Here is a 19,987-nt window from a genome sequence, read left to right on the forward strand (position 1 = left end):
TACAGCCAATACAGCCAATACAGCCAATACAGCCAATACAGCCAATACAGCCAATACAGCCAATACAGCCACCAGCACCAGCACCACCACCACAACAACGACGACAACAACAACAACGACACCCCCAATTGACGCCAACGCCCTGTATCAGAAGCACTGTGCCGAGTGCCATCACCCCGAACGGTTGGGCGGCAAGGGACCGGCACTGTTCCCAGATAATCTGCAACGCCTGCCCAAGCCCCAGGCCAGCAAGGTGATTGCCCAGGGTCGCCCGGCAACCCAGATGCCCGGCTTTGAAAAATCCCTCAATCCCCAACAAATTGAGGAATTGATCAAATACATTTACCAGCCGGCACAAAAATCCCTCACCTGGGATGCGGCTGCCATCCGGGCAAGCCATGTGGTCAATGTTCAAGGCCAAGACCTGCCCGCCAAACCGGTATTTTCCGCCGATCCACTGAATCTGTTCGTGGTGGTGGAACTCGGGGATCATCACGTCACCATTCTGGATGGTGATCATCTGGAACCCATCCACCGTTTTCCCTCCCGCTATGCCCTGCATGGCGGACCCAAATTTTCCCCGGACGGACGCTTTGTCTACTTTGCCTCGCGGGATGGCTGGATCAGTAAATTTGATCTTTACAGTCTGAAAACGGTGGCCGAGATCCGGGCCGGGATCAACACCCGCAATCTGGCCGTCTCCGGCGATGGTCAAACCGTCATGGTGGCCAACTATCTGCCCCATACCCTGGTCGCCCTGTCCGCTGCTGACCTCACCCTGCTCAAGATCATCCCGGTCCAGGATCCGGCAAAAGGGAGCAGTTCACGGGTCAGTGCCGTCTACGCAGCCCCCCCCCGCCACACGTTTGTCGCCGCCCTGAAAGACCTGCCGGAAGTCTGGGAAATTCCCTACAACAACAAAGCCAAACCGGTCATCAATGCCCTGGTGCATGACTTCCGGGTCGATTCCGGAGAGGCGTTGCCGGTGGAAAAAGAACCTTTTCCGGTTCGCCGTATCCGGGTCGAGGATTACGTGGATGATTTCTTTTTCGATACCACCTACAGCAACCTGATCGGAGCCACCCGGGGTGGTCAATCCGGACAGGTAATCAATCTGGATGTCGGGCGGCGCATTCAAAAGGTCGATCTGCCGGGACTGCCCCACCTCGGTTCCGGAATCACCTGGCGCAGGGGCAATACCCTGGTCCTGGCCACGCCCAATCTGACCGAAGCCGTGGTCACGGTCATCGACATGTCCACCTGGCAGGTGATCAAAAAAATTCCCACCCAAGGTCCCGGGTTTTTCATGCGCAGTCATGAAAACACCTCCTATGCCTGGGTGGACGTCTTTACCGGCCCCAACAAGGATATCGTCCATGTGCTGGACAAGGAGAGCCTGGAAATCGTCGCCGACTTGCGACCCGTGCCCGGCAAGACATCCGGCCATGTGGAGTTCACCCGCGATGGTCGTCTGGCCCTGCTCTCGATCTGGGAAGATGACGGTGCCCTGATCATCTACGACGCCAAAACCCTGCAAGAGATCAAGCGTCTCCCCATGCGCAAGCCCTCGGGAAAATACAACGTGTACAACAAAATCACCCGTTCGGAGGGAACCAGTCACTGAGCTGGATTCATCTCCACATTTGGATGTGACCGACATTGACCCACAATCGCCAATGTGGTGAAATTTTTCTCAGACACGGCAACATTACCATGAATGGAGAAAAATATACTGCCCTTGGAATTTTTTTTTGTTGCCAGAACCGAATATTCCTCTTGACATCTTTTCCGTTCTCTGAAAACCTAGCTCGGGAATCGTTTGACTCAAGTTTCATGGCATGGTACGTGGATATATGTTAGTTGGTCGAATAAATGTCATAATATTCTCTAAAAGATCATACTCTACCGGATAGAATAATGTTGAAAAAGTATGATGTCGCCATCTCGTATGCAAGTGAAGATCGTGATTTTGTTGATAAGGTAGCAAACAATCTTTCCAGCAAGGGATTAAAAGTATATTATGATGTCTTTGAAAAGATAGCTGTAAGGAATTGGGGAAGGCGACTTCAGGAAATTATATATAAAACATATAAAACGGACTCTGATTTTGTTGTTGTTTTTGTCTCGAAAAAATATGTTGAAAAAAAGTGGCCCAAGTATGAGTTAAGAAGTTCTCTCGAAGGAATGCTTGAAAGGAATGTTGATCATCTATTGTTGGCTAAATTTGATGACACAATATTAGATGATTTTGGAATCTCCAATGATATTGTTCATATTGATCTGAGACAAGAGACTCCAGAAAGTTTTGCAGAGAAAATTTATGCAAAAATCAATTCATTTTCTGAAAATAACCAGCAAGATACAAGCACTAAGAAAGTTTTTCTGTTAACTAAATTTTCTCTTTTGGTCTTATTTGCTATAATATTTATTGCTTATTTTATTTATTTATCTTTCTATACACTAACATCAAACAAAGATTATATAGAGAGTACCGAAAACATGATCGTCGGTAATTTACATCTTCCAGTCCATACGGTATTTTCTGCAAGATCTGGAAATGATCTTAGACCATTCAGAATTCGATCATTTATTAATCACGTATCTTCTTATAATTTACCAAAAGATTTGCTTCCTTATAAGGAAGAATATATCAGGTTACAACAAGATGAATTACAGAATGGAAAATCTAATGTTTGGAATGGGAATATTTTGCGATTGAAAAATTGGGATTTAGTCACACAAAACAATCAAGATGAAAAAAAAGAATTGATAATATTAGTAGAGCCTGCAGAATATTTTGATTTTGTTATTACTCATTTAAAGTTAAAAGAAATTACAATCACCGATGAAAAAGGGACAAGTATATCAGCATGGGATAAATATGTTAATAATTATGAATTTACGGGCACTCCAAATAAAAATTTAGTAAATTATTTTGGCGTATCATTAACTGCTATAACTTCAGATGGATATGTAATTTTAAGCAAGAGAAGCAACAGAAACGCGGTAGTTCCAAAAGTAATGCACGTTTCTATTGCGGAAGGAACAAAATTTCCGGACGATACAACAAAAGAAAAAGGCAATTTATTATATAATACTGCTTTAAGAGGAGCGAGAGAAGAGTTATGCATATCAATTAATGAGAACCAAGTTGAGTTTCTTGGCCTGATGTACAGTACTGAACTCGCGCAATTTGATATCGCAGGTACTGTTCAGATTGATTTAAAAAAGGATGAAATTGTAAATATAAGACGCACTGGATGTCAAGATCAAATATTTGAAAATGATAATATAATTTTTGAACGTTTCTACCCGGAACTTGTTGTAAAATTAATCAATAGACAACAACATTGGTCTCCTTTTGCCTTAGCAAGCTTAATTCAAACATTATATTATAATTATGGATACACAGAAGTGAACAAAGAGTTTCAAAAAATCAATGGGGGAAAACCAATATATTTACATAATTTTACATTGAAAGAGAAGCAAGAACAAATAACAAAATGATAATATAAAAAAGATCCTAATGTTAATCCATTGATCTGTTCAATGAAAAAAACTTATTTGTCCTAACAAAATTCAGGGAGTGTCTTGCGGAGATTCGCAAGAATTACAACTATGGTCGGTGCATTTGTCGTTCACTCCAACTTCAAGAAACACATATACAAGAGGCCGTGTTTCCGTTCCGTTTATACGGTCAACTGTACAACGCACATTTTGGTTTGGTAACCACTTGTGCAAACCCGGAGCTTGTAATTTATTGATATAGCCAATGAGACGATTGTCTGGCAACTCGACACGGATTGCTTTTGGATCGTGGGGATTGTCAGGCTCAGCACGCAATTGAATTTCCTGCCCTTCATGCAACAAGGCGAGAATCTGCCCAAAATTTTCGCGATAACGGAATCCGGCAACCTCCTCCAACAATTCAAATGGCGGTTTTCCATTGTCAAACGGATGAACCAGGGAAAAACCATCACCTGGAAGTTGTGCGCCAACGTAGCCCAACATGGCCAGGGAGCTGATTGGAATGGCCGGATCAAGTCGCCACAACCGCATAAAATCGTGGTAATCCCGTCTTTTTATCGGAGGAAGACGACGCATGAACGTTTCCAAAATACCGGATGCATATTGATCCTGCCCCAGTGGAAAAGCCGGATAGCCTGTAAAACCGGCAAGGCAGGCTTTCACAAAATCTTCAGAATCCTTCAAATAGCGTAAAGTAACGATGCCACTGTCGTCAGGTGTAATTTCGGCAACTTTCCTTCGAGTCCGATCATGTGAAGTTCCATCCGGGGCCTGCCAGGCCAGAAATAAACGTTCTGGTTCAATTATATGCCGAATCATGCGCTTCATAGCATCAATTCCTGTTGGCCAAGACAGATTGTAATTTTTCCTTCCTTAAAACAAGGAGACATTCAATCCACTGAATTCGCTCCGGCGTTGGCGCACCGGGAATGGCAAAATTTGGTAATGAACGCATCCAGGCTATCAAAACATTCATATCAAATTCAAGGCAACCGATAATATTTTGCCTGAATTCTGGATATTTGTCGAGCAACCAGGCTATTAAATCAAAATGGCCACTCTTGTTCCCGGTTGGACTCCATCGCATATGGTGCCGTCCCTTCTCGATATAACGTTTCACTTTTTCCAGGTCGGATGCAAAGTTAGAAATATTTTTGTCCATGATTTCATGCCCAAGGCTTGTGCCATTATCAAAAGCAGGTGCAAGCTCTGGTCGTAAAGGATCTCCTCTCCATAAAATTCCCCAGTTTTCCTGATGGCGGTCCGTATTTCCAATCAGCGCATCAAACACAAGAGTGCGCACCATATCCTGAATCAGCCCTGAATCAATTTCATTAAGAATAAACAGTACAGTTTCAATGTTATGTTGCTTTCCTTTTTTTACATCAAAGTCAGGTATCACCCTTTTCATGTGAACAGTTCCTGCTTCGTAACGCACATTCTCATCCATTCGATAAAACCACTCAATCAAAGCAGCGGACTTTTTTTTACTCGATTGCCACGCAGCATAAGCTGGAGGAACTGGTATGCCCATCATGCACCCAACACGAAAGGCAATCACTTCACACCAAAACTGGGTTGGATAGCGTTGTGAGGCATGTTTGAACAGATAATGGTGTCCTCCTGTCAAAAATGGCATCGATGGAAAACGTGGGGCAATCCAAAGAGATTTTTCTCGGGTTCCCTCGGGATAAATGGGAAACTGATCATCGGAATGCCACCCTTCAATATCGATAATCTCTGATGCCTGTTGTTCATGTCCTGGCATGGCACATTTCCTTGAGTGGAAATAATTTACTTCCCAAACGCCAGCCAATCCACCTGGGCTTCGCGGATGCGGGTTTCGGCGCGGGTTTCGAAGACCAGGACAAATTTACTTTCTTCAACCTGCTGGGCCGTGACCCCAAAACGGGGTTGTCCTTCGGTCACTTCGAGACGGGTGATACCAAGAACAATACGCGGCGGCGAGGCAAAAGGAGTGGCAAACACAACCTCGCGGCGAAACTCTCGCCGACCAGAAATCAAATCCGCCAGACGCCACTCCATGTTTTGAATGGAGGTCAGTACACTTCCCCCCTCCAGACGCTGAGGACCATCCGGGCTTTTTTTCAAGATGGTCAGGGACTCCTCGGCGGCGGCCAAACGCCGGCTGATTGGAGGAACGAATTGATTAAAGTGATGCCATCCACTTTATGACCGTGGCTCATGTCTTCGGAGTATATCTCCTGACATCCAGCAACATGGGCAGCGGCGATGATGGCACTATCCCAGTATGAAAAACCGTATTTTTCCCTGATTTCCAACGCCCTGCGCAATACAATAACCGTAATTTCCTGCACTCGAAAACGCAACCAGGAATGAATCAGTTTGGAAGCCTCTTCATGAGACAGCGGATCAGGGCGGGAAACGTGCGTCGCCTGAACGTAAAACTCCTGCAATACCTGTACAGAAAGAGCCCAGTCATCCTGATCCAGAAGGAGGACGGATTTTTCCCTTTTAAATCTCTCTCGGGGATCGCGGCTGATAGAATACAAAAGTATATTGGTGTCAACGAAGCGCATGTCTGTCATGCACATCTTCACGGTTCAGACGATTCGTTGCTGAAAAAGTTCGAATCGAATCACGCAAAATCCGTTCTTCACGTTTACATTTCTCAAATGCACTTTCTTCGAATGAAATATGAAAAAGAAACCGTTCCACAAGTACGGAAACGGAGACACCCATGGCAGCAGCCTTGATGCAGGCCTGCTGATAAACCTCATCGTTGAGTGAAATTGTTATCTCTCTCATGTTGTCATACCCTCCAAAGTCACCTCACCTATCCGCACTTGGAAAACTTCCATACAGACCAAGCCTATCTCACTCGCGTCCATGTTATCCAAAATCATCTCCCGTTGTCAAAGTCAATCTGAATCACCCCTAAAACAGCGCACAATACTGGCACCATGATTGTCAGGAGCCAATTTTACTTCCCAAACGCCAGCCAATCCACCTGGGCTTCGCGGATGCGGGTTTCGGCGCGGGTTTCGAAGACCAGGACAAATTTTCCCTCTTCAACCTGTTGGGCCGTGACCCCAAAACGGGGTTGTCCTTCGGTCACTTCGAGACGGGTGATACCAAGAACAATACGCGGCGGCGAGGCAAAAGGAGTGGCAAACACAACCTCGCGGCGAAACTCTCGCCGACCTGAGATCAAATCCGCCAGACGCCACTCCATGTTTTGAATGGAGGTCAGAACACTTCCCCCCTCCAGACGCTGAGGACCATCCGGGCTTTTTTTCAAGATGGTCAGGGTCTCCTCGGCGGCGGCCAGACGCTCGCCGATCCGGGACAGGAGAGGCAAAACCTGTTGTTCAAACTGGGCAACCTTTTGTTGCAACGAATCGCTCCTGGCCTGCAACTCCGTCAGACGTTGTTCCATCTGCAAGGTGCGGGAAGGCGAGGCACTCTGCGGAAAAAAAATGGCCAGGAGTTGCCCCGGTTCCTGACGCATGAGGAGCGACCCTCCTGCACCAAGAACAAGAAGCACGAGAATGACCAGCAGGATTTTATGAATGTTAACCATAAGGAACACTCCCGAATGGGGGTATACTCAAAAATCAATAATATATTTCCACCAGGGAAATTGCTGCATCCGGGGCATGGTGAGCAGATCGGTCAACGCCAGTTCCATCCGGGTATCGCGGGTAGCCATCCAACGGGTAACCTTGGTCAGTCCCAGTTGCTCCGGTCGGGGCGCGGCAAAAAGTATGACATTGTTCGATCCAGCGGGGCGGAATTGCCGGGTGGAACCAGGAAAAATGGCATCGATGGCTGCCATCGCCCGGGCATACGCCTCGGCCTTGCTGCGGGAAAGATTGACAGCCATGACACCATCCGGCCCCAATAAGGTGTGACAATGGCGAAAAAAGGTTTCCGCATACACGGTTTTGGCCATACCAACCGCATTGTAGGCGTCGATCAAGAGCAGATCAAAACACGGCGGCGGCGTTTGGGTGGCCAGGGTATTCAAAAATTGGGCACCATCGTCCACATGGTGACGCAAACGGGAAGAGAGAGGCAAACCAAAAAAGCGCCGGGCAATCCCAACCATGTGTGGAATAATTTCGACGACATCCATCTCGCACGCCGGAAAATGCTCCAACAAAAAACGGGCCATGGTCCCCCCCCCCAACCCCACCATGAGTACCCGGCGCGGCTGCGCATGATAAGCCAGCAAAGCCAGCATGTGCCGGGTGTAGGGCAGCACGAGACGTTGCGGATTGGCCCGAAAAATGCAGCTTTGCTTGAGGTAGGTACCGAAATGGAGGATCCGCAACGGACCATCGTCCACCACCTCCAGGGTATCTCCCGCCCAGGAACTTTGATGCAGAACAACCAGATCACTCTGGGTTATGGAGCCGGGCACGAGTTTCATTCGGGTTCAATGACTTCCATGCGTTCCACATCGGCCAGGGTGACCGAGCGGCCATCCAGGGTCTGGAAGGTGCGGGCATGGACCTGTTTTTTGCGGGCTTCGTAGAATGTCGTCTGGCCATTGCCCGCATTGACCACCCGAATTTTCAACACCTTGGTCTGATCCTGCCAGGAGCGATACAATAAGATGGCTGTCAGAAGGATGACAATTGCCGCCACCACAAACGGCAAACGCGACTGGAACAGGGTACTGGAACGGGATGCGGCAGATGCAGGCCGGTTGGCAGGCGGATTGACCTGGGGCTGCGGCAGGGTGGGCAGACGCCGCACAACGTGATAGCGTCCCAGCAGATAAACGCTGAAAATGGCCAAACCGGTGAAGATGATTTTCAAAAACATGATTTTATTCTGAAAGATCCGTGAATTGAACCATAACGGTAACATGCCCCCCCACCATTTGCCACTGAAAAAGGGGATTGAGAATTCACCCCGGCTCCGCTTGACCAGTGATTCCGAACACCGGACCGAACAATTTGGTGCGGCCTGGGCACAGGTCATGGAACCAGGGGTGGTGATCCTGCTGTTCGGAGACCTGGGCGCAGGCAAGACGGTCTTTGTGCGCGGGCTGGTTCGTGCCCTGAATACCCTGGATGACGATTTGATCGTGACCAGCCCGACATTTACGTTGTTGAATCCCTATCCGGCAGGACGTTTGCCGGTGTACCACTTTGATCTGTACCGGCTGGCCACCCCGGAAGAGTTGGACTTGATCGGAGCCGAAGAGTATCTCGACAGCCAGGGTGTCACCGTGATCGAATGGCCCGAAAAAGGCGGCGATTGGCTTCCCGCAGACCATTTGACGGTGCAGATCGATTATGCCGGGGTCGCCGAACCCGGACGTCACATCGAAGTATCCGCCACCGGTATGATCAGCGAAAGGGTGTTGCATGCCTTCATCGAACAGTTTGGAACTGACCCCGCCCATTCAGGCCTTTCTCTCTGAACGCCTGGGAACAACCTGGCAAAGCCAAAAAGTGGCCGGCGATGCCTCGTTTCGGAGCTACCATCGGATCACCACGCCCGGGCAGACCCGGATTCTCATGGTGGCCCCACCCGACAAGGAAGACTCCTCGCCCTTTGTCGATATTTCCCGATTTTTAAACCGGTTTGGGATTGCCGTGCCCCGGGTCGGCGCTGGGGATGCCACATTGGGTCTCTATCTGTTGGACGATTACGGCGACCTGACCTTTCTCCGCGCCCTGGATGCCCAGGGACGTGGCATCGCCGAGCGTCTCTATCGGGCTGCCGTGACCACCCTTCTGGAAATCCAGGCCACACCCGCAGATGGCACCTGCATCGCCCACCACCGTCCCTATGATCATAAACTGCTCCGCTTTGAATTGTCCCTGTTGACGGATTGGTACATCGAAGGCATTCGCGGCACCAAAATCCACCCCACGGACCGGCACCGTTTCGACCAGGCTTTCGAGCAGCTTCTCGACCCCATTCTCAAACAACCCACTGTTTTTGTCCATCGCGACTACCACAGCCGCAATCTCATGTGGATGGAAGACGACCGGGTGGGGGTCCTGGATTTTCAGGATGCGGTCATGGGGCCGATCACCTATGATCTCGCCAGCCTGCTGCGGGATTGTTATGTGGCCTGGGATGCCCCCTTTCGCCAAAAGATCATGACAATCTGGCAGGAAGGAGCCGCACGGCGTCTCGGCTACGCCCCTTCCCGGGAGCAGCTTGAAAAAGATTTCGACTGGATGGCCGTGCAACGCAATCTCAAGGCCGTGGGTATTTTTGGTCGCCTCTCCCTGCGGGATGGAAAGCATGGCTATTTGCAGGATGTTCCCCGAACCTTGGGTTATGTCCGGGAAACCCTGGCCCGCTATCCAGAACTCAAGGAGTTGTCCGACCTGATTGAAACCTATGCCCCGGACACCGGTCAGGAGACCCAGGCATGAAAGCCATTCATTCGACCACTCTTCCCAGGATCCAGGCACCCGGCACCGATCAGGAGACCCAGGCATGAAAGCCATGATTCTGGCCGCCGGGCGCGGGGAACGGTTGCGAATCTACACAGAGCGGATGCCCAAGCCCCTGGTCCCAGTCCAGGGACGCCCGGTCATCGAATATACCCTCCTCCGCTTGGCCGCCATGGGATTGCGCGAGGTGGTCATCAATGCTTGGCACTTGGCAGACATGTTGATCGCGCACATCGGAGATGGCGCACCCTGGGGTCTCCAGGTCACATGGTCGCGGGAAACAATTCTCATGGAAACCGGTGGTGGGGTGCGGCTGGCCCTGCCCCTGCTGGGCGAGGATCCTTTCCTGATCATCAACGGCGACATTCTTTGGAATCTCGATCTGACACCCCTGTTGACCACCTTCGACCCCGACCGGATGGATGCCCTGTTGGTTCTGGTGGACACTCCTGCTCCTGGGGGAGGTGATTTTTCCCTGCTCAGGGATGGTCGTCTGCTCCGGGACCGGGGAGGTCCCGCCGCCTTGACCTATGCCGGCATCCAAATATGCCACCCCCGTGCCCTGCTCCCCTACCCTCCCGAACCTTTTTCCCTGAATCGCCTGTTCGATGCGAGCCTGGCAACTGGTCGTCTTTATGGGATACATTTGGCGGGAAAATGGGCCGATATCGGCACGCCCGAGCGCCTGGCGCATGCCGAGAAAAATTGGCAATAGTCTGGTCGCACCCAATCAAAGGATATTTTATGTCTCCGAAACATATCGATATCAGCTATCGTACAGACAACGGGCAGTGGCGTTATGATAAAGCATGGTTTCCCGAGGAAACTTTTACCAGTGCCAGCGGCAATATTTACCAGCTTGGTCGTTATTTAAATAAAGGGAGTAACGGCACGCTGTTCCAGTGTTTTCGGAAAAATCAGGCAACACAACAACAAAATCAAGCTGTTAAATTTTTGCATAAAATTGACAATTACAGAAGGTCTCGCTTTGAATTTGAAGAACTTGTGCTTTCTGATCTTAGACATCCAAACATTCTTCATTGTCGTGATGCCGGAGAAATCACGACAACCTTGAATTCTGTGCAGGTACCGTTTATTATCACAGATCTGTTCAAGGACAATATCCAGTTTCAGGTTACAAATCAGGGACCGTTACACCCATCGGATGTCAAGCATTATGTTCTCGATTTATGTGATGCATTGCAGTATATACATGATCAGGGGGTGGTGCATCGTGACATAAAACCATCAAACATATTTATATCCTGGCAAAACAGCGCGATATTGGGAGACTTCGGCATTGCCAAAACAGCAACCGACTTCGGGGAAACCCGCTTCCCCAGGGACGATATCACCATGGCCAATGAATTTGTCGGTCCACTCCTGTGGCTTTCACCTGAACTTTCAACCTACTCGCAAAATAAGCTTCACCCCGTCGATCATCGATCCGATTTGTTCCAGCTCGGGCTGGTCATTTGGTATCTTCTGACAAAAGAAATTCCCAGGGGTATCATTGACGAGTCAGACGATCCCTCAGATGGCCAATTTTATCATGTGGTACAAAAGCTGCTCAGGCAGAAGCCGGACAAACGCTTGCAAACAGCATCGGCAGTCAAATCCATGGTTGAACAAATCAATATTTAAGAAACCTTCACATTAAACATTTACTTGAACATTGGCGCAGATCAGAATGGTGCATCGATATCGCATCGTTTATGTTGTGAAATGATCAACAAAATGGCAAATCAATATTCGACCGTTGGCAATTTCCGGTTTGCCGAAATGAAAGTGCATTCTGTCTGTTGTAGGTTGAAATTTGACGTGCCAATCGCAACAAACATCATGTCCGGAAAATTCTGCATGACGTTCTCTCATAGCCACTCTGTTGCCATGTGTATTGGGTGATTCGGGGCTGGTTTCAAAACCGATTTTAATTGTGAGCATCCTGGCAATTTTTGCCCACTCCTGACCACATGCACCTCGAATATCTTCCAACTGGTCGTTAAGGACTGTCAAGGCTTGACTCATTTTGTTCCGGATTGATGGATAGGGTTCCTGAAAACGGCGAAATTCTGTATCAATTCCTTTCTTGAAGTGCAGCCTGGGAAAAGAAATCGCTGCATGGGCGATATATTCAGTTTCCGTGCAGTTGACCATTGCTGGAACTTCCCGGTAAAACTCCAGCAGTGATTTTTCATCGTAGATGGCTGGTGGTGTCCGGGTCTTCCCGGAGCGCAACACAATACACGCTGCGGCCTGGCCATTATCTTTCCAAACCCTGACCTGATCAGCGGTCGTTGGAGCCGGATTGTCAACTTCGCAATCAATCTCCTTACACTGTTCTATTTGCTTCAATAACAACCTTTTTGTGTCTTTTTCGAGTACATGATTGTTTATATCGAAGATCAAATCAGTAAACATAATCTGATCTGTAATTGCTGCGGATTGTTTGTCAATCGTGTCATTATTAATTAAATTAATACCATACAACGCTGTTGACTTTATCCACAGACGGCATTTATCTTGCTTGGCTTTTTTCAGTAGCATTGTAAGGTCAGAGAAGTAACTTTCAACATTCTCAACACCACTGAACGGAACGGCCATTCCTTCCTCATCGATAGCCAGATTGATTTCGATCACTTGAGACTCCTCCTGGTTTCGACGATGCGTTGCAAATCCTTTTCGGTTTGATCGAAGAAAAATTCTGGGTGATCAGAAAGCTGCCCGGATTTAGTGATTTCAATGGATTGGTGTTTTAAGATTCCCTCGGTGTTGCGATGCAAAAAGTGAAACAAAACATCTTTTTGTTGAAATGGATGCTTTGGTTCGATGGCTGCCAGACGGATGCCATTGATGATGTGGTCACTGTGGGTTTCGATGATTGTTTGGATGCCATGGGCTGCCAAACGGGCAAGAAATTGACCCATGGCAGATTGTGCTGCGGGGTGCAAATGAGCTTCGGGGCTATCGATGATCAACAGGGATCCAGGTTTTCCCAACAAACCGGCCACCACGATTGGCAAGCAATAACTGAGGCCAAAACCGGTATTGAATGGCTTGACCCATTCGGTCATGTTTCCACCTTGAAGATAGCGCAAACCCAAGACTCCCAGGGTTTGCGAAAGCTCCACCCGCAAGGCAATACCCGGAACAAACTCTCCCATCCAGGCTTCAACCTGTTTGGGTAATGGAAGCTGCCCTGCAAGTGGATGACGCAAGAATGGGTCAACGACATGTTGATCAAAAACCTGTAACATGTTCGCGACGTTCTCTCCCCGGCATCCTATTTCCAACTTTGTCTTGGGCATGGATTGAATGGACAAAAAATCCAATTGTCCTTCTCGCATGGCAGAGAGATAGGAAAAGCCACCCTCTGGAGTCACACTGAATGCCGAGTCGGAGTTGTATGGCATTTTCCGGCATGTCAGAAACCGGTCCGTAAGCAAACCAGGAACGAACTCCCAAATTGATTTCACTTTTTCAGATTGAATGTTGACATGAATAATTCTTTTGTCATCAAAGAAGTTTAATATATCTTCGACGCTTCCCAAACGTAGATCAAATGGACCGTTCAGGGGTATTGTGACAGAGCCGCCGTGACAATTCACAACAGCCAACGATGCCAAACGTGCCAACAGGATTGCCTGAATGATGCTGCTTTTTCCTGAACAATTGGTTCCGGTCAATACTGTCAGGGGGTGGAACTTGAATCCATGGCCATCAAGACCTTTAAAGCCGCTGCAACTAAAATTAGTAATCATTTCATTGTACTTCCCAATAAATCTTTGATAGCATTAAATCGAAATTTTACCATGGCAGGTTTGCTTGTGCCGGATGTAATGGCATCAATAAATTTATCGTCTCCAATAAGTTTTTGAAATTTTTTAACAATTTTTTCTCGATGGATCGAGATGAATTCACTTGACATTTCAGACAATGAGACAGACCAAACGTCGAACAAGGATCGATTGACAGGATAAATGCGATCTTCATTACGACGCCACTTCCGAAAAGAATGCTCACGGAACAACACCCAGGCATTATCCATTGCACACTTAAAACCAGCCTCCAAGCTATCAAGCTGTTTATCAGAAACCACGGTTGGATCATCCAATTTACGCACGGTCTTGGTCAGAAAATCATCCATTCCATCCATTTCTGAATATTTATCCAAATCTCCAAGCAATTTAAACGCACAGTAACGCAATGCAAGCTCAAGATCAACCATGCGCACATGGTTTTTGATTTTGTCTCCAACAACATTATGAAATTCATCCATACCACTCAGTTTACCCAGGAAATCCCGAGTTCTTTTTTTACTGATGCAATGTCGAATTTCTTGTGAATTCAAAGGTGTACCACCGGTATTGAGACGCCGAAAAATATCAAATTTAACATCGTCAGGGGTTTGCGGATCAATGACATAAACTATGATGGCTGTCTGAAGAAATCTGCGCGACCAAATAGAATTAACAATATTTTCGTATTTTTTGTTTAACAGTTCTTTCTGAAGGTATTCCAACTTACTCAAGGAAAATTCATTGTGCATAAAACCCTGAATTGTGGAGAGACGTTGTACGCCATCCACAACCTGCATACGGCCATCCTCGTCCGCAGCAAAATAGAATACCGGCAGTGGAATGCGCAGAAGAATGGATTCAATGAGCAGGGATTTTTGGTCATTTTTCCAGACACGGCGTCTTTGAAAATCCGGAGCAATATCCAGATCACCATCCCCAATCAATCCAATGACCTGTGCAATTGAATAGGGCTTGCTGTCTACCCGGATTTTGCGTGGATCATAGGGACGAGAAATGTCGCGGTCTGAAGAGTCCTGATCCTCAGATTCAACTCCTGTGGGTTGATTTTCTTCATGCTCTTCAACAATTTTATTGTCGAACGTCATGATCTGCCTCCGATCTCAGTCAAACCCGAATTACCGCGAAGGGTAATCAGAAATCTGACCCATGTCAAGCAATCAAGCAACTGCGAATCACCTGTGATGCCAGTTTGGCAACCAGTCGTTTTTGCGATTAGCAGTTGGCAGGAAAACACAAGCCAACATTGAAACTCAAAAATATATGGAAAATGCCGGGATAAACTGGAAGAGAACATCATGCATGCCATACCCAGCCCGCCAAAAAACCATCCACACCCGAATCCTGAATCATATCAGGAAACGGGTGTGAAAAAGTCAGGTCAGGAGTTTCAGCAGCTCCTGGAAATCGACGACCAGTGATTTTAGAAATCGACCACCAGCTCGGTCTTGCCGACACTGACGGATCTGTCGGTACCGCCGTCAGCCAAACCGTAATCTTTGTCCCGATAAAACTGGAGTTTAAGGTTGGTATGGTCATAGATACCAACCGCCACACCAGCCAGATAACGTCTTTCAGGCAGGGCCAGGGCCACGGATTCCCGACTGCCCTGGAATGCGGCCGAGAGGGTCGTTTCCTTGTTCATCAGATTGAGGGTATACCCCAATTCGGTATTCCAGGCACTGGGTTTGGCACCTCTGCCGTTGAAGGGCAACTCGATCAATTGGAACCCGCCTGTGGCGGAAGCAAATTCGCCAATCAGGGTGAAATTATTCCAGCCGATGGTGGCATGGGCAGCCAAGCCGGAGATACGATCCTGGACACCCGGCATCACGGTTGCGACATTGGAAATGGTATTGGCATCCTCGAAACTGTTGGTCAGACCGCCACCCACATCCAGCTTGAGAGTCTTGTTATCCACTTTGTAGCCCAGATTGATACCACCCTGTCCTGCCGTATCATTTTGGCCTGTGCGGTTGACATCGCCATTGAAGACCCATCCGGAACCATAGACACCGTTGCTTTCAAAGCCAACCTGGGCAACGGTCTCCTTGGACCGGGCCAGGGTCAAGGTAAGTGGGTCTTCAATCAAGTTGGTCGTATAGGTGGTCAAGGGAGTCACCAGACGACCAACAGTCAGGTATACAGGCAATTTTTCAGGATTTCCAAGAGTGATGCTGGCCTCTTCCAGACGCAGGGGATTCCGGTCGGCGGGTATGCCATCCACCGGGGCCTCCTCGTAGATGATCTTGACGTGGCCCGTACTCCAATCACTGATGGTCGCATCAGCAACCAGATTGGCCTCCGTGACCGTGATGTCACTGTATTTTGCCCCGGCGAAGGTTTTACCGGCGGTTGCATCCACCTTGACCAGTCCGCCTATCTTGACCCTTTCTGACCAATTCTTGTCCCCTTTTCCCGACTCCTGAGATGCAGCAGCCGGTGCCTCTTTTTGTCCCTGGCCGATCTGGGTTTTCAGGGCATCCAGCTCGCGCTGTTGTTTTTGAATGATCTGCCACATTTCCTCGCGGGTCGGCAAGTCGGCGGCAAATGCCACGGTCGAGGCCCCCATGGCCAGAGGCAAAGCCATGGCCAGTGTTCTCATCTTCATTCTGTTTTCCCTCCCATTTGGACACGATATGTCGGCTTTCTGACACATACCTTGCTGTCACTTCACTGCAAAGTTGGTCATCAAACCGGGTTCTTGCCTGCTGCGCTGGCAACCCCCCTTCCCTGGGAGACTCAAAGCCCGTTCCCTGGCATCTTCCGATCAGGAGTACGTTTCATCCTGATCAGAGTTCCACGGGTCAATATGCAACATGAAGGCCATAATGAATCAATCTTGCCATAAATTTACCTTTTCCATATTTCATCTGAGAGGCTGTCCATCAACCCTCGGATAAAATAATTGGAAAGAAAGATTTTATTGGGGCTTAAGCCCCAAACCCCGCCAAGAGGAAGGGCACACCCCTTCCTCCTGGAACTTTTTCCCAGTTTTTCATTCATTTTTTTTGAAATTAACAAGTTATTAGACAGCCTCTGAAACATGGAGATGATGAAAACAAGGCACAAAAACAAAAAAAACTCCCACCAGAACAAAGTGGGAGTTTTCCAGGAACCCAGCAGACCGTAGACACCATCCGAATTTTTTTATCGCCCGAGAATTCGGCCATCCTTGCTGATACGAACGTCCAACCACTTGGAGTTTTAGAAATCCTTGCTGATACTCAAAACCAGACGATCCTGTGCCAGGCGGGGAATCGCATATCTTTTTCCATCATGATCTGTTCCGTACCAATTGATGCCAAAGTTCAACCCGGCCAACTCCTTGGCAACACCGAGACGATAGTCGCCGTATCCATCAGCAACACCCGGCATATCAAAATAGCTGCCAAACGAGTAACCATAGTGGGCCGAGCCTTTGATGCTTGCAGGAAATTCATAATCCACCTGGCCTTCAATGTAAGATGCTGACTGACTGCGGTTCAAATTACCGGCTGCATCGGTTGCCCCGGAAAAATCGGGAGAATAAGAATATTTGGCACTCAGGGTGGATCCCATGAACTTGTAACCAAACCCCAGGTAAATCTCCTGAAAATCGCTCCCAACCCGAGCTGCCGATCCCGGATATCCGTAATGGATGGCACCCAGATCCATACTCAGGTTATTTGGAAATTCCTTTGCAAACCCTGCAGAAAGATCCGCTTCCATGTGTGGCAATCCGCCATCCACAGCCGTTCCACCACCATCAAAATCAACATTACTGCCCCAAACCCCCGCATAAAAACCCAAGGCATGAGACACTTTGAATCCACCCTGGATGGCAGGATCCCCATCGGTTTGTGACAACCCCCTCCAGACATAATCACTTGCCAGGGATACATTGGCATTTATCGTCACATCCCCGATTTTGGTTTCGGCATTGACAGATGTGGCCGTCACCGTCACCAGTAAAGATGCCGCCAAATTCAGTAGGATCTTCGCTGAATTTTGCATGATTCCGTTCCTTTCCAGAATGGTCATGAATGTCCCTTGAGTCGCCAACCATTGGCAGTAACAACCACCCTGGTACAGAGCAACATCTACACCATTCAGCCGGAACAGAATTAAAAAACTCACATCAAGCCATGCAACTCTTTATGATGGTTGACTTTTATTTCGCAAGAGGCATCTCTGAACTTTTTTGACAAACAAACAATTTGATCAATCATGCCGTAAAATTAAGCAACAGTGCTGCTTCTCCAGGCATCCGGAAACAGTCGATGCTGCTCAATTGGACACGAACAGGTGGCAACGCTCTCTTACAGCCTGAAAAAGCTTATGCTTTTTTGCAAAAGGCTCGCCTGGTTGGCAAGTTCTTCAGCCGTGGCTGACATTTCTTCAGAGGAGCCGGCATTTTGCTGAATCACCTGGTCGAGTTGCTGAATGGCCTGATTGATCTGGTCTGTACCCTGATTTTGTTCCTGGCTGGACGTGGAAATTTCCTGAATCAGTTCCGCCGTTTTTTTGATATCCGGCACCAACTGTTCCAGTTGCGCACCTGCGCGAGTGGCAACATCCACGCTGCTGCTGGCCAAGGTGGTAATTTCCCCGGCGGCAGATTGGCTGCGTTCGGCCAGTTTGCGAACCTCGGCAGCCACCACGGCAAACCCCTTGCCATGTTCGCCGGCCCGCGCCGCCTCAATGGCAGCATTCAAGGCCAATAGATTGGTTTGGCGGGCAATTTCCTCAACAATGGAAATTTTTCCGGCAATTTCGCGCATGCGTTGCACGGCATCCTGGACTGCCATACCGGTTTGGGAGGCTTGCTCCGCAGCCTGCCGGGAAATCCCCTGAGTTGTTTGGGCATTTTCTGAATTTTGATGAATATTGGAAACCAACTGTTCCATGGCAGCAGAGGTTTCCTCAATCGAAGCGGCCTGCGTCACGGACCTTTCCGACAAATCCCTGGCCGTATCCGACAATTCGGAGCTTCCTGCCGTCACGGCCTCTGAGGCACTCTTGATCTCTCTCACAATAGCGGCCTGTCTGGTGGCCATGTTTTGCATCGCCAGCATCATCTGGCCAAGCTCATCCCGGGACTGAACCTGACAACAAATGCGCAAATCTCCCTCGGCCAGAGTATTGGCAATTTGCGAGGCTGTCTGGACGCTGCCGTTGATCACACGGGTGATGAATATGCTTAACGCAATGGCCAACGCCACTCCCACAAACAGACCCACGAGCATCTGGGTGTTGGCCCTGTTGGCCACGGCCTCGGAAGTTTTGGCAATTTTTTGATTTTCATCTGTGATATTGGTCTTGATGCCGGTAACCAGATGCATCATTTCCGTGGCTATCTTGTCCGTGTCCTGGTCGTTTTGCTCGCGCAAGGCAAGGGTATGAATCAATCTGTTGATGCTGGTCAGAAATTTATCCATGCTCTTCTGAAACACATCGTTGTGAAGCCGGTCCAAATCCTCAACAGCCGTGCGCAACGGGGCACCACTGACCTGGGCAATTTTTCCTTCGCTGGTATCGGACCCTTTCAGCAGGGCATTGATCCAGCCATCAAACTCTTCAAGCGTGGCTTTATATTCCTTGAGAATCTCTTCCTGTTTATTCTTGTCCCGGGTACCAGCAAAAGCATGCACATACAGGCCACTTTTGGTGATGGTGGTCTTGATCTCCATGGCCATGTCCGCCCAGGTATTCTGGGTGGAAAGGATCACCTGGGCTGATGTTCCGGCTGCAATCTGGCGTTCAATTTCTTCCTTGACCTTCCCCTCAAACTCTTCACTCTTTTTAATGATCTGTTCAAATGCCGAATCCGCGACGGTCACGGCCCGCTGCATCTCTGCCTGAATTTGAAAAAGATTCCCACTCAAATCGTAGGTTTTTTTCATGGCTGGCTGAAACTGATCATTGTGATAACTGTCTGCCTTGGTCACGATGTCGCGTATGGCAGGATTTTTGGTCGCAACGAAGGATTGCTCTCCAATCTTGTTGCCTTCCAGAATGGCCTTGATGAAAGCATCGAACGTTGCAACAAACTCCTGATGTTTCAGCCAAATTTTTTGCAGATCTTCGGGATTGTCGGCCACCAGCAGTTCGGTTGCTGTTTGTTGATCTCTGGCCACAGCCAGGTTCAGTTCCATGGCCGCTTCCATGATCGGATTTGCTTGCAGAATTGCGGCATTCGATCCAGCCATGGATGCAATATTGCCCATGGCAAGCAGGCCGACAATCACC

20 protein-coding genes are annotated in these 19,987 nt (G+C 48.6%); 6 read left to right on the plus strand and 14 right to left on the minus strand.

Annotated features, from left to right (window positions below; all coding sequences use genetic code 11):
- The first annotated feature begins 127 nt into the window (after positions 1–127).
- A complete protein-coding gene (locus HQL65_00320) occupies positions 128–1,624 on the plus strand; it encodes a c-type cytochrome (GenBank protein MBF0134662.1) in 1,497 nt (498 codons plus the stop codon).
- Positions 1,625–1,917: 293 nt separating this feature from the next.
- Positions 1,918–3,507, plus strand: coding sequence for a toll/interleukin-1 receptor domain-containing protein (locus tag HQL65_00325; GenBank protein ID MBF0134663.1), 1,590 nt, complete (start codon positions 1,918–1,920; stop codon positions 3,505–3,507).
- A 72-nt stretch (positions 3,508–3,579) separates the two neighbouring features.
- Here the strand turns inward: HQL65_00325 and HQL65_00330 are convergent, their stop codons facing one another.
- From HQL65_00330 to HQL65_00365, 8 genes are all read right to left on the minus strand, one after another.
- On the minus strand, positions 3,580–4,356 hold the full coding sequence (locus HQL65_00330; protein ID MBF0134664.1) for an HIRAN domain-containing protein: 777 nt from the start codon (positions 4,354–4,356) through the stop codon (positions 3,580–3,582).
- A gap of 4 nt (positions 4,357–4,360) precedes the next feature.
- On the minus strand, positions 4,361–5,296 hold the full coding sequence (locus HQL65_00335) for a HipA domain-containing protein (GenBank protein ID MBF0134665.1): 936 nt from the start codon (positions 5,294–5,296) through the stop codon (positions 4,361–4,363).
- Between the two features lie 26 nt (positions 5,297–5,322).
- A complete protein-coding gene (locus tag HQL65_00340; protein ID MBF0134666.1) occupies positions 5,323–5,640 on the minus strand; it encodes an H-type lectin domain-containing protein in 318 nt (105 codons plus the stop codon).
- A gap of 5 nt (positions 5,641–5,645) precedes the next feature.
- Positions 5,646–6,098 carry a PIN domain-containing protein gene (locus tag HQL65_00345; GenBank protein MBF0134667.1) on the minus strand — a complete coding sequence of 151 codons (453 nt, stop codon included), beginning with the start codon at positions 6,096–6,098 and terminating at the stop codon, positions 5,646–5,648.
- Entirely contained in the window at positions 6,076–6,318 is a 243-nt protein-coding gene (locus HQL65_00350; protein ID MBF0134668.1) for a hypothetical protein, read from the minus strand. The genes HQL65_00345 and HQL65_00350 overlap by 23 nt, the downstream gene beginning before the upstream one ends.
- 175 nt (positions 6,319–6,493) lie before the next feature.
- Positions 6,494–7,093 carry an H-type lectin domain-containing protein gene (locus HQL65_00355; GenBank protein ID MBF0134669.1) on the minus strand — a complete coding sequence of 200 codons (600 nt, stop codon included), beginning with the start codon at positions 7,091–7,093 and terminating at the stop codon, positions 6,494–6,496.
- 27 nt (positions 7,094–7,120) lie between these two features.
- Positions 7,121–7,945, minus strand: coding sequence for a hypothetical protein (locus tag HQL65_00360; GenBank protein ID MBF0134670.1), 825 nt, complete (start codon positions 7,943–7,945; stop codon positions 7,121–7,123).
- Positions 7,942–8,343 carry a hypothetical protein gene (locus HQL65_00365; GenBank protein ID MBF0134671.1) on the minus strand — a complete coding sequence of 134 codons (402 nt, stop codon included), beginning with the start codon at positions 8,341–8,343 and terminating at the stop codon, positions 7,942–7,944. The genes HQL65_00360 and HQL65_00365 overlap by 4 nt, the downstream gene beginning before the upstream one ends.
- A gap of 43 nt (positions 8,344–8,386) precedes the next feature.
- Between HQL65_00365 and tsaE the strand changes: the two genes are divergently transcribed.
- From tsaE to HQL65_00385, 4 genes are all read left to right on the plus strand, one after another.
- On the plus strand, positions 8,387–8,947 hold the full coding sequence (gene tsaE / locus HQL65_00370) for a tRNA (adenosine(37)-N6)-threonylcarbamoyltransferase complex ATPase subunit type 1 TsaE (GenBank protein MBF0134672.1): 561 nt from the start codon (positions 8,387–8,389) through the stop codon (positions 8,945–8,947).
- Positions 8,892–9,917 carry a phosphotransferase gene (locus HQL65_00375; GenBank protein MBF0134673.1) on the plus strand — a complete coding sequence of 342 codons (1,026 nt, stop codon included), beginning with the start codon at positions 8,892–8,894 and terminating at the stop codon, positions 9,915–9,917. The genes tsaE and HQL65_00375 overlap by 56 nt, the downstream gene beginning before the upstream one ends.
- 64 nt (positions 9,918–9,981) lie before the next feature.
- On the plus strand, positions 9,982–10,653 hold the full coding sequence (locus tag HQL65_00380) for a nucleotidyltransferase family protein (protein MBF0134674.1): 672 nt from the start codon (positions 9,982–9,984) through the stop codon (positions 10,651–10,653).
- A 29-nt stretch (positions 10,654–10,682) separates the two neighbouring features.
- Positions 10,683–11,582, plus strand: coding sequence for a serine/threonine protein kinase (locus tag HQL65_00385; protein MBF0134675.1), 900 nt, complete (start codon positions 10,683–10,685; stop codon positions 11,580–11,582).
- Between the two features lie 69 nt (positions 11,583–11,651).
- Here the strand turns inward: HQL65_00385 and HQL65_00390 are convergent, their stop codons facing one another.
- The 6 genes from HQL65_00390 to HQL65_00415 form a co-directional block, all read right to left on the minus strand.
- Positions 11,652–12,578 (minus strand): hypothetical protein, encoded by a 927-nt coding sequence (locus HQL65_00390; GenBank protein ID MBF0134676.1) that lies wholly within the window; start codon positions 12,576–12,578, stop codon positions 11,652–11,654.
- Entirely contained in the window at positions 12,575–13,195 is a 621-nt protein-coding gene (locus HQL65_00395) for a DUF3696 domain-containing protein (protein MBF0134677.1), read from the minus strand. Before HQL65_00395 ends, HQL65_00390 begins: the two co-directional genes overlap by 4 nt.
- A 500-nt stretch (positions 13,196–13,695) precedes the next feature.
- Entirely contained in the window at positions 13,696–14,844 is a 1,149-nt protein-coding gene (locus HQL65_00400; GenBank protein MBF0134678.1) for a DUF262 domain-containing protein, read from the minus strand.
- 335 nt (positions 14,845–15,179) lie between these two features.
- Complete coding sequence (locus HQL65_00405) at positions 15,180–16,367, minus strand: LbtU family siderophore porin (GenBank protein MBF0134679.1); 1,188 nt, start codon at positions 16,365–16,367, stop codon at positions 15,180–15,182.
- 596 nt (positions 16,368–16,963) lie between these two features.
- On the minus strand, positions 16,964–17,752 hold the full coding sequence (locus tag HQL65_00410) for a hypothetical protein (GenBank protein ID MBF0134680.1): 789 nt from the start codon (positions 17,750–17,752) through the stop codon (positions 16,964–16,966).
- A 305-nt stretch (positions 17,753–18,057) separates the two neighbouring features.
- Entirely contained in the window at positions 18,058–19,905 is a 1,848-nt protein-coding gene (locus HQL65_00415) for a HAMP domain-containing protein (GenBank protein ID MBF0134681.1), read from the minus strand.
- Between the last annotated feature and the right edge of the window lie 82 nt (positions 19,906–19,987).

It is taken from the genome of Magnetococcales bacterium (assembly GCA_015228935.1).
Taxonomy (GTDB): Bacteria; Pseudomonadota; Magnetococcia; order Magnetococcales; family DC0425bin3; genus HA3dbin3.